The 15,241-nt window shown below is 68.0% G+C and carries 12 protein-coding genes and 1 tRNA gene; 9 read left to right on the top strand and 4 right to left on the bottom strand.

Translation table 11 applies throughout. The annotated features are described in order from the left end of the window. Positions 1-57 precede the first annotated feature (57 nt). A tRNA-Val gene (locus tag ACWGO6_RS18495) sits at positions 58-130 on the bottom strand. 154 nt (positions 131-284) lie between these two features. On the opposite strand from ACWGO6_RS18495, the gene aceE reads away from it, so the two are divergent. The 6 genes from aceE to ACWGO6_RS18465 all read left to right on the top strand — a co-directional run bounded on the left by aceE (position 285) and on the right by ACWGO6_RS18465 (position 7,900). Further along, a complete protein-coding gene (gene aceE, locus ACWGO6_RS18490) occupies positions 285-3,011 on the top strand; it encodes a pyruvate dehydrogenase (acetyl-transferring), homodimeric type (RefSeq protein WP_452327585.1) in 2,727 nt (908 codons plus the stop codon). A gap of 31 nt (positions 3,012-3,042) precedes the next feature. Further along, on the top strand, positions 3,043-4,239 hold the full coding sequence (locus tag ACWGO6_RS18485) for a PucR family transcriptional regulator (RefSeq protein WP_136042067.1): 1,197 nt from the start codon (positions 3,043-3,045) through the stop codon (positions 4,237-4,239). 93 nt (positions 4,240-4,332) lie between these two features. After that, the gene (locus ACWGO6_RS18480; protein WP_452327584.1) at positions 4,333-5,253 is read left to right on the top strand and encodes an ACP S-malonyltransferase; all 921 of its coding nucleotides are present in this window, start codon (positions 4,333-4,335) and stop codon (positions 5,251-5,253) included. After that, positions 5,250-6,251, top strand: coding sequence for a beta-ketoacyl-ACP synthase III (locus tag ACWGO6_RS18475; protein ID WP_136042065.1), 1,002 nt, complete (start codon positions 5,250-5,252; stop codon positions 6,249-6,251). The genes ACWGO6_RS18480 and ACWGO6_RS18475 overlap by 4 nt, the downstream gene beginning before the upstream one ends. Before the next feature lie 68 nt (positions 6,252-6,319). Further along, entirely contained in the window at positions 6,320-6,568 is a 249-nt protein-coding gene (locus tag ACWGO6_RS18470) for an acyl carrier protein (protein WP_017202249.1), read from the top strand. Positions 6,569-6,661: 93 nt separating this feature from the next. Next, the gene (locus ACWGO6_RS18465) at positions 6,662-7,900 is read left to right on the top strand and encodes a beta-ketoacyl-[acyl-carrier-protein] synthase family protein (protein WP_091036792.1); all 1,239 of its coding nucleotides are present in this window, start codon (positions 6,662-6,664) and stop codon (positions 7,898-7,900) included. 93 nt (positions 7,901-7,993) lie between these two features. Here ACWGO6_RS18465 and yczE read toward each other — a convergent pair whose 3' ends face one another. Continuing rightward, positions 7,994-8,656, bottom strand: a complete 663-nt coding sequence (gene yczE, locus ACWGO6_RS18460; RefSeq protein ID WP_136042064.1) for a membrane protein YczE — start codon at positions 8,654-8,656, stop codon at positions 7,994-7,996. A gap of 95 nt (positions 8,657-8,751) precedes the next feature. On the opposite strand from yczE, the gene yczR reads away from it, so the two are divergent. After that, positions 8,752-10,155, top strand: a complete 1,404-nt coding sequence (yczR, locus tag ACWGO6_RS18455) for a MocR-like transcription factor YczR (RefSeq protein WP_452327583.1) — start codon at positions 8,752-8,754, stop codon at positions 10,153-10,155. 151 nt (positions 10,156-10,306) lie between these two features. On the opposite strand, the gene ACWGO6_RS18450 is transcribed toward yczR, so the two are convergent. Next, complete coding sequence (locus ACWGO6_RS18450; protein ID WP_136042062.1) at positions 10,307-10,810, bottom strand: DUF3145 domain-containing protein; 504 nt, start codon at positions 10,808-10,810, stop codon at positions 10,307-10,309. 172 nt (positions 10,811-10,982) lie between these two features. Continuing rightward, a complete protein-coding gene (locus ACWGO6_RS18445) occupies positions 10,983-11,756 on the bottom strand; it encodes a hypothetical protein (RefSeq protein ID WP_136042061.1) in 774 nt (257 codons plus the stop codon). A 176-nt stretch (positions 11,757-11,932) separates the two neighbouring features. On the opposite strand from ACWGO6_RS18445, the gene ACWGO6_RS18440 reads away from it, so the two are divergent. Beyond that, positions 11,933-13,936 (top strand): DUF262 domain-containing protein, encoded by a 2,004-nt coding sequence (locus ACWGO6_RS18440; protein WP_452327582.1) that lies wholly within the window; start codon positions 11,933-11,935, stop codon positions 13,934-13,936. Then, positions 13,933-15,186, top strand: a complete 1,254-nt coding sequence (locus ACWGO6_RS18435) for an alpha/beta fold hydrolase (RefSeq protein ID WP_452327581.1) — start codon at positions 13,933-13,935, stop codon at positions 15,184-15,186. Before ACWGO6_RS18440 ends, ACWGO6_RS18435 begins: the two co-directional genes overlap by 4 nt. Positions 15,187-15,241: the final 55 nt, after the last annotated feature.

The raw sequence follows: 15,241 nt of genomic DNA, 5'->3' as shown, positions 1-15,241 counted from the left end.
TGGCGACAGGCGTGGACGCGAAGTGGCTTGAGCTCGGCGACGAAGCGCCGACTCCAGTGGGCCCTGCCGGGATCGAACCGACGACATCCACGGTGTAAACGTGGCGCTCTACCAGCTGAGCTAAAGGCCCTGGTGCACCCAGTGTATCGGCCACCCGATGCGCACCCGTGTCGTAGAAGAGGGATAGGCTGATTGCGGCGCGCGTTGTGCACAGCTGACAAGACTGCCCGTGTCGCTTCCCGTTTCCTTGGCATGACCTGCCAGCTTGACGAAAGGTTCGCCCCGTGACCGTGCACGACCAGGATCCTTATTCCCAGGGCCCCCTCGACAGCGATCCGGAGGAGACCGGCGAGTGGCAGCAGTCCCTCGATGAGCTGGTCGATGCCAAGGGGCACGGCCGAGGCCGCGAGATCATGCTCAGCTTGCTCAAGCGCTCGAAGGAGCTGCACCTGGGCGTGCCGATGGTCCCGACGACGGACTACATCAACACCATCGCTCCCGAGAACGAGCCCGAGTTCCCCGGTGACGAGGAGATCGAGCGCCGCTACCGCGCCTGGATCCGGTGGAACGCCGCCATCACGGTGCACCGTGCCCAGCGCCCTGGTATCGGCGTCGGCGGTCACATCTCGACCTACGCCTCGTCGGCGGCTCTGTACGAAGTCGGCTTCAACCACTTCTTCAAGGGTGCCGACAACCCCGGCGGTGCGGACCAGATCTTCATCCAGGGTCACGCCTCCCCCGGCACCTACGCCCGCTCCTTCCTCGAAGGACGCCTGAGCGAGGACCAGCTCGACGGCTTCCGCCAGGAGAAGTCGCACGCGCCGCACGGCATCCCGTCCTACCCGCACCCGCGCCTGATGCCGGAGTACTGGCAGTTCCCGACCGTGTCGATGGGCCTCGGCCCGATCAACGCGATCTACCAGGCGATGTCGAACAAGTACCTCGAGAACCGCGGCATCAAGGACACGTCCCAGTCGCACGTCTGGGCGTTCCTGGGCGATGGCGAGATGGACGAGGTCGAGAGCCGCGGCCAGCTGCAGGTCGCCGCCAACGAGGGTCTCGACAACCTGACCTTCGTCGTCAACTGCAACCTGCAGCGCCTCGACGGCCCGGTGCGCGGCAACGGCAAGATCGTCCAGGAGCTGGAGTCGTTCTTCCGCGGCGCCGGCTGGAACGTCATCAAGGTCGTCTGGGGCCGTGAGTGGGACGACCTGCTCGCCCGCGACACCGAGGGCGCTCTGCTCAACCTGATGAACGTCACCCCCGACGGTGACTACCAGACGTACAAGGCCGAGTCCGGCGCATACGTCCGCGAGCACTTCTTCGGCCGCGACGAGCGCGCAGCCGCCCTCGTCAAGGACTACTCCGACGACGACATCTGGAACCTCAAGCGCGGCGGCCACGACTACCGCAAGGTCTACGCCGCCTTCAAGGCAGCGACCGAGCACAAGGGCAAGCCCACCGTCATCCTCGCGAAGACCGTCAAGGGCTACGGCCTCGGTCCGCACTTCGAGGGCCGCAACGCGACCCACCAGATGAAGAAGATGACGCTGGACAACCTCAAGACGTTCCGCGACGCGATGCACATCCCGATCACGGACGCGCAGCTCGAAGAGAACCCGTACCTGCCCCCGTACTACAACCCGGGCCCCCAGGACGAGACGATCCAGTACATGCTCGAGCGCCGTCAGGCACTCGGCGGCTACCTGCCGGAGCGCCGCTCGACGCACGTCGGCCTGTCACTGCCGGACGACACCGCATATGCGCTTCCCAAGAAGGGTTCCGGCACGCAGGAGATCGCCACCACGATGGCGTTCGTCCGTCTGCTCAAGGACCTGCTGCGTTCGAAGGACTTCGGCCACCGCATCGTGCCGATCATCCCCGACGAGGCGCGCACGTTCGGCATGGATGCGTACTTCCCCTCGGCGAAGATCTACAACCCGAACGGCCAGCACTACACGTCGGTCGACCGTGAGCTGCTCCTCGCCTACAAGGAGAGCCCGCAGGGCCAGATCGTGCACGTCGGCATCAACGAGGCCGGCGCACTCGCGGCCTTCACCGCCGCCGGAACCTCCTACGCCACGCATGGCGAGCCCCTCATCCCGGTCTACATCTTCTACTCGATGTTCGGCTTCCAGCGCACGGGCGACGCTCAGTGGGCTGCCGGAGACCAGATGGCCCGCGGCTTCATCATGGGCGCCACCGCCGGTCGCACCACCCTCACCGGTGAAGGCCTCCAGCACGCCGACGGCCACTCGCACCTGCTCGCCGCCACCAACCCGGCGACGATCTCGTACGACCCGGCTTACGGCTACGAGATCGCGCACATCGTGCGCTCCGGTCTCGAGCGCATGTACGGCGGCAACCACGAAGACCCGAACGTGATGTACTACATCACGCTCTACAACGAGCCTCTCGTGATGCCCGCCGAGCCGGAGGACGTGGACGTGGACGGCATCGTCCGCGGCATCCACCGCGTCTCGGTCGGCGAGGGCGAGGGCCACCGCGCACAGCTGTTCGCGTCGGGTGTCGGACTCCCCTGGGCTCTCGAGGCCCAGGAGCTGCTGAAGAACGACTGGGGCGTGATCGCCGACGTGTGGTCGGTCACCTCCTGGACCGAGCTGCGCCGCGACGGCCTCGCCGCCGACGAGCACAACTTCCTGCACCCCGAAGCCGAGCCGCGCACCGCGTACCTCACTCAGAAGCTCCAGGGCGCCGAAGGTCCGGTCGTCGCGGTCAGCGACTTCATGCACGCCGTGCAGGACCAGATCCGCCCGTGGGTCCCGAACCGCTTCGCCACGCTCGGCGCCGATGGCTTCGGCTTCTCGGACACCCGCGCAGCCGCTCGTCGCTTCTTCAAGATCGACGGCCCGTCGATCGTGGTCCGCACGCTGCAGTCGCTCGCCGAAGACGGCAAGGTCGACCGCTCGCTCGCGGCTCAGGCGATCGAGAAGTACCGTCTGCACGATGTGAACGCCGGAACCAGCGGCAACGCGGGCGGCGAAAGCTGAGCCCTCGGTGACAGGTTCTTCTCCTTCCGGCATGGACAAGGCCGCGACGCTCACCTGGCTGCGCCGGATCTCCGGTGACATCGCCTCGGTGACGATCAAGCGCCTGGAGGACACCCTCCCGTGGTACGCCGACATGCCACCAGCCCGCCGCTCCGCGGTCGGGCTGGTGGCCCAGGCGGGTATCACGTCGTTCATCCAGTGGTACGAAGACCCCACCTCCACGCCATGGATCGCGGCCGATATCTTCGCTGCGGCTCCGCGTGAGCTGCTGCGGAGCGTCAGCCTCCAGCAGACGCTCCAGCTGATCCGGGTGACCGTCGAGGTCACCGAGGAACGCGTCGCCGGCAGAGGCAACGATCTCCGCGAGGCGATCCTGCTCTACTCGCGCGATGTCGCCTTCGCCGCGGCCGACGTGTACGCGAGGGCCGCCGAGGCGCGCGGCCTGTGGGACGCCCGGCTCGAAGCCCTCGTCGTCGACTCCATCCTCACCGGCGAAGCCGACGAGGAACTGCCGAGCCGCATCGCGGCACTCGGCTGGCACGGCCACGGCGAGGTCGCCGTCCTGGTCGGCACCACACCCCCGCAGTTCGATGTGGATCTCGTCCGCCGAACCGCCAGGAAGCTCGCCGTCGACGTCCTCATCGGTGTGCAGGGCTCTCGACTCGTCCTCGTCCTCGGGCGTGCGCGCGCTGAAGGGGCCGAAGGGGAGGAAGAGGAGCTCGGGTTCCAGGAGATCGCGACCCGGCTCGAGCCGTCGTTCGGTCCGGGCTACGTCGTGCTCGGCCCTGCCGTCGCGGCTCTCGTCGACGCGAGTCAGAGCGCCCGCGCCGCTCTCGCCGGCTTCGCGGTGGCCCGCGCCTGGCGCAGCGCTCCCCGCCCGGTCGAGGCCGATGACCTGCTCCCCGAGCGAGCCCTCGCCGGCGACCCGCTCGCGAAGCAGACTCTGATCGAGCGCATCTTCCGTCCGTTGCAGGCGCACTCCACAGACCTGGTCACGACGCTCTGGAGCTACCTCGACAACGGCCGCTCCCTCGAGGCGACGGCCCGCGAGCTCTTCGTGCACCCGAACACGGTGCGCTACCGACTCAAGCGCGTGAGCGAGGTCATCGGGTGGGATGCCACCGGTCCCCGCGAGGCGCTCATCCTGCAGACAGCGCTGATCCTCGGCTCGATCGGGACCGCCGAACAGGTGCGGCGACGGGTCCCGCTTCGACGCCCGCAGCGCTGAGACCGGCGGATCTGTACGCCACACACAAGGGTTTCTCGCAATCTTGTGATGGATCATCCACCGCTCCGCCGCAATCGTTGACAGACTGGGTGGGTGATTGTCGTCGTATGCCCAGGTCAGGGCTCGCAGACCCCCGGTTTCCTCGCTCCTTGGCTCGAGCTCGACGGAGTGGCCGAGCGCCTCGCCGCGTACTCGGATGCCGCAGAGGTCGATCTCCGCGAACACGGCACGGTGTCGGATGCCGACACGATCCGCGACACGCGCATCGCGCAACCGCTGATCGTCGCGGCCTCCCTGATCGCCGGTGACGCCCTGGTGCAGAAGGCCGGGCGGCGCGCCGACGGAATCGCCGGACACTCGGTGGGCGAGATCGCGGCGCTCGTCGGGAGCAGCGTGATCGATGCCGAGACAGGCATGCGCCTCGTCGGTATCCGTGGTCGCGCGATGGCCGACGCCGCGGCGCAGGAGCAGACCGGCATGAGTGCAGTCCTCGGCGGCGACGAAGAAGCGCTCCTCGCACGGCTCGCCGAACTCGACCTGTTCCCCGCGAACTACAACGGCGGCGGTCAGATCGTGGTCGCCGGCGCGCTTCCGGCCCTCGCGGCTCTCGCTGAGGATCCTCTCAAGGGCACTCGCGTGATCCCGCTCCAGGTCGCGGGTGCATTCCACACGCGCTACATGGCCTCTGCGGTCTCGGCCCTCCGCGACGCGGTCGCCGACGTCGCGCCCGCGAACCCCGACATCACGCTGTGGACCAATCGTGACGGCTCCGTTGTCGCCGACGGCACACAAGCGCTCAGCTATCTCGTCGACCAGGTCTCCTCCCCCGTGCGCTGGGACCTGTGCATGCAGTCGTTCTCCGACGCCGGGGTCACCGGCGTGATCGAGCTCGCGCCCGCTGGTGCTCTCGTCGGGCTCGCCAAGCGCAGCCTGCGCGGCGTTCCGACCGTCGCAGTGAAGTCCCCTGAAGACCTCGATGCAGCCGTCGCGCTGCTGAACGGAGAAGCCGCATGAGCGTCACCCTCGCCCAGGTCACCGGCCCCGCCTACACCCGCATCTACTCGTACGGTGCCGCCCGTGGCGAGAATGCCGTTCCGAACGAAGACCTGATCGGGCCGATCGACTCCAGCGACGAGTGGATCCGCCAGCGCACCGGCATCATCACCCGTGCCCGGGCCGACAAGGGCACCGACGCCATCGACCTCGCCACCACGGCAGCAGCCGAGGCCATCGAGAAGTCGGGTGTGCCGGCCGACCAGGTCGACCTGGTGATCGTCGCGACCATCAGCAACCCGAAGCAGACCCCGTCGGTCTCGGCGATCGTCGCCGACCGCGTCGGTGCGAACCCCGCCGCTGCCTACGACATCAATGCGGCCTGCGCCGGATACGCCTATGCGATCGCCCAGGCCGACGCGCTGATCAAGGCCGGGGCAGCCCGCTACGCCCTGGTCATCGGCACCGAGAAGCTCTCCGACGTCGTCGACCCGACCGACCGGAGCATCTCCTTCCTCCTCGGCGACGGGGCGGGGGCCGCGCTGATCGGCCCGAGCGAGACACCGGGCATCGCCCCCGCCGTCTGGGGGTCCGACGGCTCCAAGGCCGACGCGGTCGGGATGAACGGCACGCTCACCGACTTCCGCGACGGTGTGGTGCCGTGGCCCACGCTGCGCCAGGAGGGCCCGACGGTCTTCCGCTGGGCCGTCTGGGAGATGGCCAAGGTCGCACGCGAGGCACTGGACAAGGCGGGCGTCGAGCCCTCCGACATCGCGGCCTTCATCCCCCACCAGGCGAACATGCGCATCATCGACGAGTTCGCGAAGCAGCTGAAGCTGCCGGAGACCACGGTGATCGCCCGCGACATCGAGACCACGGGCAACACCTCGGCGGCATCGATCCCGCTGGCGAGTCACCGTCTGATGGCCGAGCACCCCGAGCTCTCCGGCGGTCTCGCGCTGCAGATCGGCTTCGGCGCCGGACTCGTGTTCGCCGCACAGGTCGTCGTCCTTCCCTGAGAATGCGCTGACCTTCTCTAGACTGTTCCACGGTTCCGAATACAACCCGCAAGAAAGAGGAAGACCACATGGCTTTCACCAACGATGAGGTCCTCGCAGGCCTCGCAGAGCTGATCACCGACGAGACCGGCATCAACGCCTCCGAGGTCGCCCTCGAGAAGTCGTTCACCGATGACCTCGACATCGACTCCATCTCGATGATGACGATCGTCGTCAACGCCGAGGAGAAGTTCGGCGTCACCATCCCCGACGACGAGGTCAAGAACCTGAAGACCGTCGGCGACGCCGTCAACTTCATCGTCGCGGGCCAGGAGTAATCCCGGCAGGATGCCACCCCCGCACCGCGCGGGAGTGGCATCCTCCGCCCTGCCCTCTCATCCCCTTCGACGTTCGACAAGGAACCACACCCCATGACCAAGCGCATCGTCGTCACCGGCATCGGCGCCACGTCCGCCATCGGCGGCACGGCCCCGGAGAACTGGACGAACCTGCTGGCCGGCATGTCCGGCACCCGCACGCTCGAACACGACTGGGTGCAGCAGTACGAGCTGCCCGTCACCTTCGCCGCCGAGGCGATCGTGCGCCCGGAAGAGGTGCTCCCCCGCCACGAGGCCAAGCGCCTCGATCCGTCGTCGCAGTTCGCCCTCATCGCGGCCCGCGAGGCGTGGGCGGACGCCGGCTCCCCCGAAGTCGCTCCCGAGCGACTCGGCATCGACTTCGCCACCGGCATCGGCGGACTCTGGACCCTCCTGGACGCCTGGGACACGCTTCGCGAGAAGGGCCCGCGACGGGTCATGCCGCTGACGGTCCCGATGCTCATGCCGAACGCCGCTGCGGGCAACCTCTCGCTGCAGTTCGAGGCTCGCGCCTATGCGCAGACCGTCGTCAGCGCGTGCGCCTCCAGCACGGAGTCGATCATCCACGCTTTCCACCACCTGCAGGACGGCCTCGCCGACGTCGTGATCGCCGGTGGCACCGAGTCCGCGATCCACCCGATCACGATGGCCTCGTTCGCGTCGGCGCAGGCGCTGTCGCGTCGGAACGACGACCCGGCCCACGCGTCACGCCCCGGCGCGATCGACCGTGACGGGTTCGTCATGGGCGAGGGCGCAGCCGCACTGATCCTCGAGACCGAGGAGCACGCGAAGGCTCGCGGCGCCAAGATCTACGGCTACGTGCTCGGCGGCGGAGTCACAGCCGACGCGTACCACATCACTGGGAACGACCCCGAGGGCAACGGCGCAGCACGGGCCGTCACGCAGGCGCTCGAAGAGGCCGGGGTCACAGCCGACCAGGTCACCCACATCAACGCGCACGCCACGTCGACACCGGTCGGTGACCCGAACGAGTATGTCGCTCTCAAGAAGGTCTTCGGCGACCGGATCGACGAGATTCCCGTGTCGGCGACCAAGGCCTCCACCGGTCACCTGCTCGGTGGTACCGGTGCCCTGGAGGCGATCTTCTCGCTGCTCGCCCTGCGCGACCGCGTCGCTCCGCCGACCATCAACATGACCGAGCCCGACCCGGCGGTCCCGTTCCGCCTTTCCGGCGAGGCCACGCCGCTCGGCGACGGTCCGCAGATCGCGATCAGCAATTCGTTCGGGTTCGGCGGACACAACGCCGTGCTGGTCGTCGCCAGCGCGGACTGACGCTGCAGACACGAAGAGAGGCCCTCGGGATTCCGGGGGCCTCTCTTCGTGTCTGCAGGCCGTCGATCGCCCGTGACCTGGTTCCGATCGCGGTCAGGCGCGCAGCGCCCCGAGCCGGCGCGAGCGCGCTTCGCGGATGCGTGTGATGCGCGGCAGGAACCACCCGATCAGCGGGCCGACACCGAACGCGAAGAGCACCGTCCCGACGCCCACAGGACCGCCGAGGAGGAAGCCGACGAGCAGCACGCCGCCTTCGATCAGCGTGCGGACGAGCCACACCGCCCACCCGGTGCGTCGGACCAACCCGGTCATCAGGCCGTCGCGCGGACCGGGACCGAAGTCGGCGGCGATGTAGAGACCCGTCGCGAAGGCGAGGAGGAGGAGACCGAAGACGAACATGGGGGCGCCGATCCAGACCGAGGCCGGCTGCGGGATCAGGAACAGCGCGAGATCGGCACTGGGGCCGACCAGGAGCGCGTTCAGAACGGTCCCCAGCCCGACCCGCTGACGCAACGGAATCCACAGCAGCAGCACCACGATCGAGACGAGCACGGTCATCACGCCGTATCCGACTCCGGTCTGGCCGGCGAGGCCCAGCGCCAGCACGTCCCACGGCGCCACCCCGATGCCGCCGCGCACCATGAAGCCGAGCGCCACGCCGTAGAGGAAGAGGCCGACGAGCAGCTGCACGAGCCTCTCGACGAGGTCACGCCGGCTGGCGGCGGCCACAGGAAGGAACACAGAGCGGAGGAGCATCCTTCCACTCTGGCCCGTCGCACCGGCTCCGAGGCGAATCCACTCGCCGCAAAGTGGCATGCGCACATCAGACCACTTTGCGCCAGGATGGAGGCATGGGATCACGACTCGTCGAGCAGCTCGGGGCGAACAATGTCGCAGGAGCGACGGCGATGACGCTGGCTGATCGCATCAGGGCACTGATCCTCGACGGTCGTCTCACGGTCGGCGAGCGTCTGCCGAGTGAACGAGCCCTCGCGCTCGAACTGCGGCGCTCGCGTTCGACCATCACTCGCGCCTACGGACTGCTCGAGACCGATGGGTATGTCTCCCGCCTACATGGAGGAAGCACCCGGGTGATGCTCCCCCATGGTCAGGATGCGGGGAGCACGGAACCCGATGACGACGCCATCGACCTCTCGATCGCCTCGATGGATTCGACCCCCGGACTGTATGACGCAACGGTACGTTCCCTTCCCCGCCTCGCTGCCCTGCGCGGCACCAGCGGCTACTCGTTGCGAGGCCTCCCCGAACTGCGAGAGGCCGTCGCGCAGCGCTTCCGCGATCGCGGAGCCCCGACCTCCGCGGACGAGATCATCATCACCTCGGGGGCACTCAACGCGGTGAACCTGATCCTGACGGCCATCGGACGTCGAGGCGAGCGAGCGCTGGTCGAGCAGCCGACGTTCCCGCACGCGCTCGAAGCGCTGCATCGGCACGGCTACCGTTTGGTGCCCACGCCCGTCGACGTCGACGGCTGGGACACCCGCCATCTGAACGAAACACTCCTCGGGTCGCGTCCGCACATCGCATACCTCATCCCCGACTTCCACAACCCCACCGGCGCGACGCTGCCCGACGATGAGCGCTCGCGGATCGTCACGACGGCTCGGAACGTCGGCGCCCACCTCATCGTCGACGAGACGACTGCAGAACTCGACATCGATCGCGGATGGACACCCGCGCCGATGACCGCGAGCGGGCCGAATGTCATCACTGTCGGATCGATGTCGAAGATCGCCTGGGGCGGGATGCGTATCGGCTGGATCCGCGCGGAACGCTCGGTGATCGCTCGACTGCTCGCCGTGCGCCCCTCCTTCGAATTGGGTACCGCCCTGCTGGAGCAGTGCATCGCCGTGGAACTGCTCGACGACATGCCGGCGCTGACGTCTCATGTCCGCCGCAGGTTGCTCGCCGGACGCGACGCGGTGGAGCGCGGCGTTTCCGGAATTCCCGGTTTCCGGATGCCGCCGACCCCGGGCGGCCTCTCGGCATGGATCGACATCGGCGCGCCACTCTCGACCTCACTGTCGCTCGCGGCGCGTGAGCGCGGTGTCATCCTGCCCCCGGGCCCCCGCTTCACCACCGGAGGAGTACTCGAACGTCGCCTGCGCATCCCCATCACCCTCCCGCCGGAGCGGACAGCCGAGGCCATGCAACGACTGGCACTGGCCTGGGACGATGTGCGCGGAGGCGCGCGGTCCCACACCGACGAGTTGCAGCACACCGCGGTCATCTGACCGGCGGCCCACCTCCGCGCGACGAGGACCCCGCCTCGTTTCCGGGGCGGGGTCCTCGTCGTGCGAAGCGGGGATACGTCTTCTCAGCGTCCGGGATGATTCACCGGCATCCGATACTCACGCCTCCCCCGCTCCCGGTCTGTGGTGTCGGCTAGCCGACCTTGTGCAGCCAGACGACCCTGGCGTCGTCGCTGGCATGACGGAACGGCTCCAGCTCCTCGTCCCAGGCCGATCCCAGCGCGATGTCGAGCTCGCGCTGCAACTCGATCGCACTCCCCGCGGCGATCTCCATCGCGTAGCGGATCCGGTCCTCGCCGATGACGATGTTGCCGGCGGCATCCGTCTGCGCGTAGTGGATGCCGAGGTCGGGCGTGTGCAGCCAGCGCCCGCCATCACTGCGCGGCGTGGGGTCTTCGGTCACCTCGAACCGCAAGTGCTCCCACCCGCGGATGGAGGTCGCGAGAGCAGCACCGGTGCCGACGGGGCCGTCCCAGTAGAACTCGGCGCGCCGGGCACCTTCGAGGACGGGCTGCTCGGTCCAGTCGAAATTCACCGCACGCCCGATAGCGCGACCCACCGCCCATTCGAGGTGCGGGCAGAGCGCGCGAGGCGCAGAGTGGATGAACACCACTCCGCGTGCGTAAGCCGTCGCCATGATCTCTCCGTTTCATCAGGTGCGTCTTCCCCAACGACCTGAACCACGAAGTGGCGAGAATATGCGGTTGTGGGCCCATTCTCGCGGAGTTCGACGGAAATCACAAGCATGTGATTCCACGACGAAGGCCCCGGTCACGGGGACCGGGGCCTTCGATGTGATCAGAGGAGGATCAGGCCTCGCTCATGGCCTGCTTGACCTGCTGGCCCTTCGCCGCGTAGTAGGCCGCGCGAGCAGCATCCTTGCGCGCCTGCTCGGCGTAGCCGAACTCGAGCGTCTCCTGGTCGACCTCGTAGTTGGGGACGTCGTCGGTGCCGTGGTACTTCTCGATGTACGCGTCGAGCTCGGGGCCCGAGGTCCACGACGTGATGAGGCAGTAGCGCGGCTCGGTGCCGTTGTGCGTTGCGGCGTGCCACAGACGCTGCGTGTCGACGATGAGCTGCGCGCCGGCCGGAAGGGCGATGCGGTACTCGATGCTCGGGTCGGTGCGGTTCTCGCGCAGGACGAAGTAGCTGTCCTTGTCGTCCGTCAGGTTGAAAAAGCCGCGGACCACCCAGCCGGTGCCGTCGGGGTTCAGACGGTTGTTGTCGTCCTGGTGGAGGTTGTAGAGGCATTCGCCGTACGGGGTCGGCTGCAGCTCGATCACGCGGCAGCGGCCGACGTTGGCGCCGGGCTCCTGTGCGCGACGCGTCAGGTTCGGAGCCTTCTCGATCTGCGAGTCGATCCAGACGCCGTCCTTGTCGGTGCGCGGCGGCTTGTGGTTCCAGAACCCATTGCACTCGATGTCGCCGAAAGCGCTGGCGAGCGGCGCGAAGCGGGTGTCACCCGACGACTTCCAGTCGTTGTACTCGATGTCGAGCCATTCCTTGGGGTCGAGCTCCTGGTTGTAGCTGTCGAGGACGACGAATCCCTTTTCCTCGAGGGCAGCGGACTTGATGTAACCCATGATCGAGTCATGTTCCTTTCATCGGGGGCCAGCACGTTTTAACAGGCCCTGATTAGGCAAGCCTAACAGCGAAGCCCGCGAGCCCTTCGGAGGTCGGCCGTGGATAACCGAATAGACTGATCGGGGCGCCCGGCGAGTCCTCGGCACCCGTCGCTATGGGAGGACGAGACACCAGAATGAGCACCGCGACCAACGTCGAGGCGACGGCAGTCAACACGATCGAGTGGCTCGCGGCGGGTACCACCACCATCGTCGTCCCCGTCTACCAGCGGCAGTACCGCTGGGACATCGGCGGGTGCGAACGCCTCCTCTCCGACATCCGCGCCGTCGCGCGGGAGGACGACGCACATCGCCACTTCATCGGCTCGATCCTCTCCGCCGAAGACGGCACATCGGCCGATTCCGACCTGATCCTCATCGACGGCCAGCAGCGCATCACCACGCTGATGCTGCTGGTCGCCGCGCTGCACCACTCGGTCCGCGACACCGATGCCGCTCTCGCCGCTGCGCTGGAACGGGTTCTCGTCCGCGCCGACTCACCCGGCCGCACCAAGCTGCGTCCGCACGATGCGTGGGCCGACCTGTACGAGTCCGTCGTGCTCGACCGTCGGGACGACGCCGATCGCGAGTCCCGCTTCGACGACAACTACGCCTTCTTCCGCAGCCAGATCCACGTGGATGAGGTCCCGCTCATCTGGCGCGGGCTGCAGAAGCTCGAGCACGTGTCGATCACCCTCGGAGCCCAGGCGAACGCCCAGCAGATCTTCGAGAGCCTGAACTCGACGGGTGAGCCGCTGCGCGACCACGAACTCATCCACAACTACATCCTGATGGGTCTCAGCCACGCGGAGCAGGTCGATGTCGAAGCCCGCTTCTGGGTGCCGATCGAGCGCCACACCGGTGAGGCCATCGGCGCTTTCTGGCGGCACTATCTCGTGCTCGTCACGGGCCGCGAGGTGGCCGCGAACGGCGAGCACGGCGTGTACAGCGCGTTCCGGCAGTCGTTCCCCCGCGTCGACGTCGCACACCTGCAGGCGCATGCCGCCGAGTGGCGCCACTATGCCGAGGTGTACGGCATCCTCCTCGATCCCTCGCGGGAGAAGGATCCCGAGATCGCGCGACAGCTGCGACACGTCAACACCTTCGGGCGCTCGTCGTACCCCCTCGTGATGAGCGTCTACAGCGACCACGCCCGGGGAGTGATCGATCGCGTCGAGCTCATCGAGACGCTGGAGTGGATCCAGGCCCTGTACCTCCGCCGCGCGCTGGTCAACCTTCCTGCCGAACGGCTCATCGCCCGACTCTGCCGGGCACGACGCGAGGGTCGTGATTCGCTCGCGCGCGCCTTCGCCCGCATCACCCCCTCCGACGAGCGCGTGAGCGCCGTGCTGAAGTACAGCGAACTCCCCCACCCCGCGTACGTGCTCGGCCGCCTGGAGGGCGTCGACGACGTAGACGGGTTCGACGTCGAGCACATCGTGCCCACCGTCCCCGGCGACGCCTGGTCGGGCGATGGAGAGCGCCCCTGGAGCGACTACTCCGAGGACGAGCAGAACAGCCACCGGGCGCTCGCCCCGACTCTCGGCAACCTGACCCTGCTCGAGCAGCCGCTCACCGAGCGCGTTTTCGGCGCCTCGTTCCCGGTCAAGCGCGCAGAGGCATACGCCCGCAGCGCGGTGCCCGCGACCCGCGAGCTGTCCGAGGTCGCCGCGTGGAACACGGCCGCGATCACGCAACGCACGGTCGCGCTCACGTCCGACCTGATCCGCATCTGGGCGCGTCCCGCGCTTCCGGAGATCGACGACGACGGTCTGACCCCGATCCTGGATGCCGTGCGCCGGCGCGGCTGGCCCACCGGCTGGGAACGCGAGTTCGACTACGTCGAGTACCGCGGTGAGCGGTGGGAGGTGCCCGACGTGAAGTATCTCTTCAACCGGGTCTTCCGGCGCGCATGGACCGACACGAGGGCCGCTGCACTCGCCTACTGCGCCGCCCACGGCGGACCGATCTACCAGGACATGGCCTGGAAGGGCCAGTGGGACGAGCTCGACGAATCCCACTTCCTCTACATGGGCTGGGACTCCAACTACATGATGACCGCCGTGCAGGGGGTGCTCGAGGAGTCGGGCATCGCCTCGGAGGTCTTCGTCAAATACTCCTACATCGGGAATGTGATGTGACCATGACCACCGTCGTCCGCCAGCTGCTGGATCTCACCGTCGAAGAGCACACGCTCACCGTCCCGCTCGTCTGGGACGACGCCGCCGACTCCCGCACCATCGACATCTTCGCGCGCGTGGTCGCCCGCGAAGGCGGTGAGTCCCTCCCCTATCTGGTCTTCCTGCAGGGCGGACCGGGGCACGAGGCTCCCCGCCCGTTCCACTCTTCGACATCGCCGGCCTGGCTGGATGAAGCCCTCGCCCACTACCGCCTGGTGCTCCTCGATCAGCGCGGCACGGGGCAATCGACCCCGGTCGGCGATCACGATCTCGCCCGCGGCGCCGAGGCCGTGGCCGAGCACCTGACCCATCTCCGCGCCGACTCGATCGTGCGTGACTGCGAGGCGATCCGCGAACACCTGGGTGCTGCCACCTGGAGCGTGCTCGGGCAGTCCTTCGGCGGTTTCACGACGCTGGCCTACCTCTCGACGGACGCGTCCTCGTTGCAGGACGTCTTCATCACGGGAGGCCTCAGCGCGATCGGGCGACACCCCGATGATGTGTATGCGCTCTGCTACGAGAAGATGCGCACGGCGTCCGAGCGGTACTACCGTCGATTCCCGGAGCACCGCGACGCCATGCGACGGCTCGTCGACCTGGCGGATGCCGGCGACATCGTGCTCCCCGACGGCGAGGTCGTGTCCCGATCGCGGTTGCGGTCGATGGGCTCGGCCCTCGGCACGAACGACGGCTGGCAGACCGTCTGGTCACTGCTCGAGCGCGATCCCGCCTCCAATGCCTTCCGGTACGACCTGATGCACGCGATGCCCTTCGACGGCCGCAATCCGCTGTACTTCGCGTTCCACGAGTCCAGCTATGCCGACGGCCACGCCACGCGATGGTCGGCCGAGCGCACGGAGCCCTCCGACTTCCGCGACGACCCGACGCTCTTCACCGGTGAGCACATCCGGCGCGAGTGGACCGAGACGGTCCCCGCGTTCCAGCCGTGGCGCGACGTCACCCTCGCGCTCGCGGAGCACGAATGGCCGAGCATCTACGACGCGGAGGCGATCGCCGCGTCCGGGGCGACAGGCGCCGCCGCCGTCTACGTCGACGACGTGTACGTGCCGATGGAGTTCTCCCTCGAGACGGCACGCCTGCTCCCCGACGTGAAGCTCTGGGTGACCAGCGAGCACGAGCATAACGGGCTGCGCTCGGGGCCGGTGCTGTCGCGCCTCATCGACCTCGCACAGGGCCGCCGCATCCGCTGAGCATGTCCACCCTGAGGGGGATGGACTCTCGCTGAATCTGGCTTACGCTATCGTC

It is taken from the genome of Microbacterium sp. NPDC055665 (genome assembly GCF_053618035.1).
Note: the sequence above shows the minus strand (reverse complement) of the source record. Positions and strands in the feature narration are given on the sequence as shown.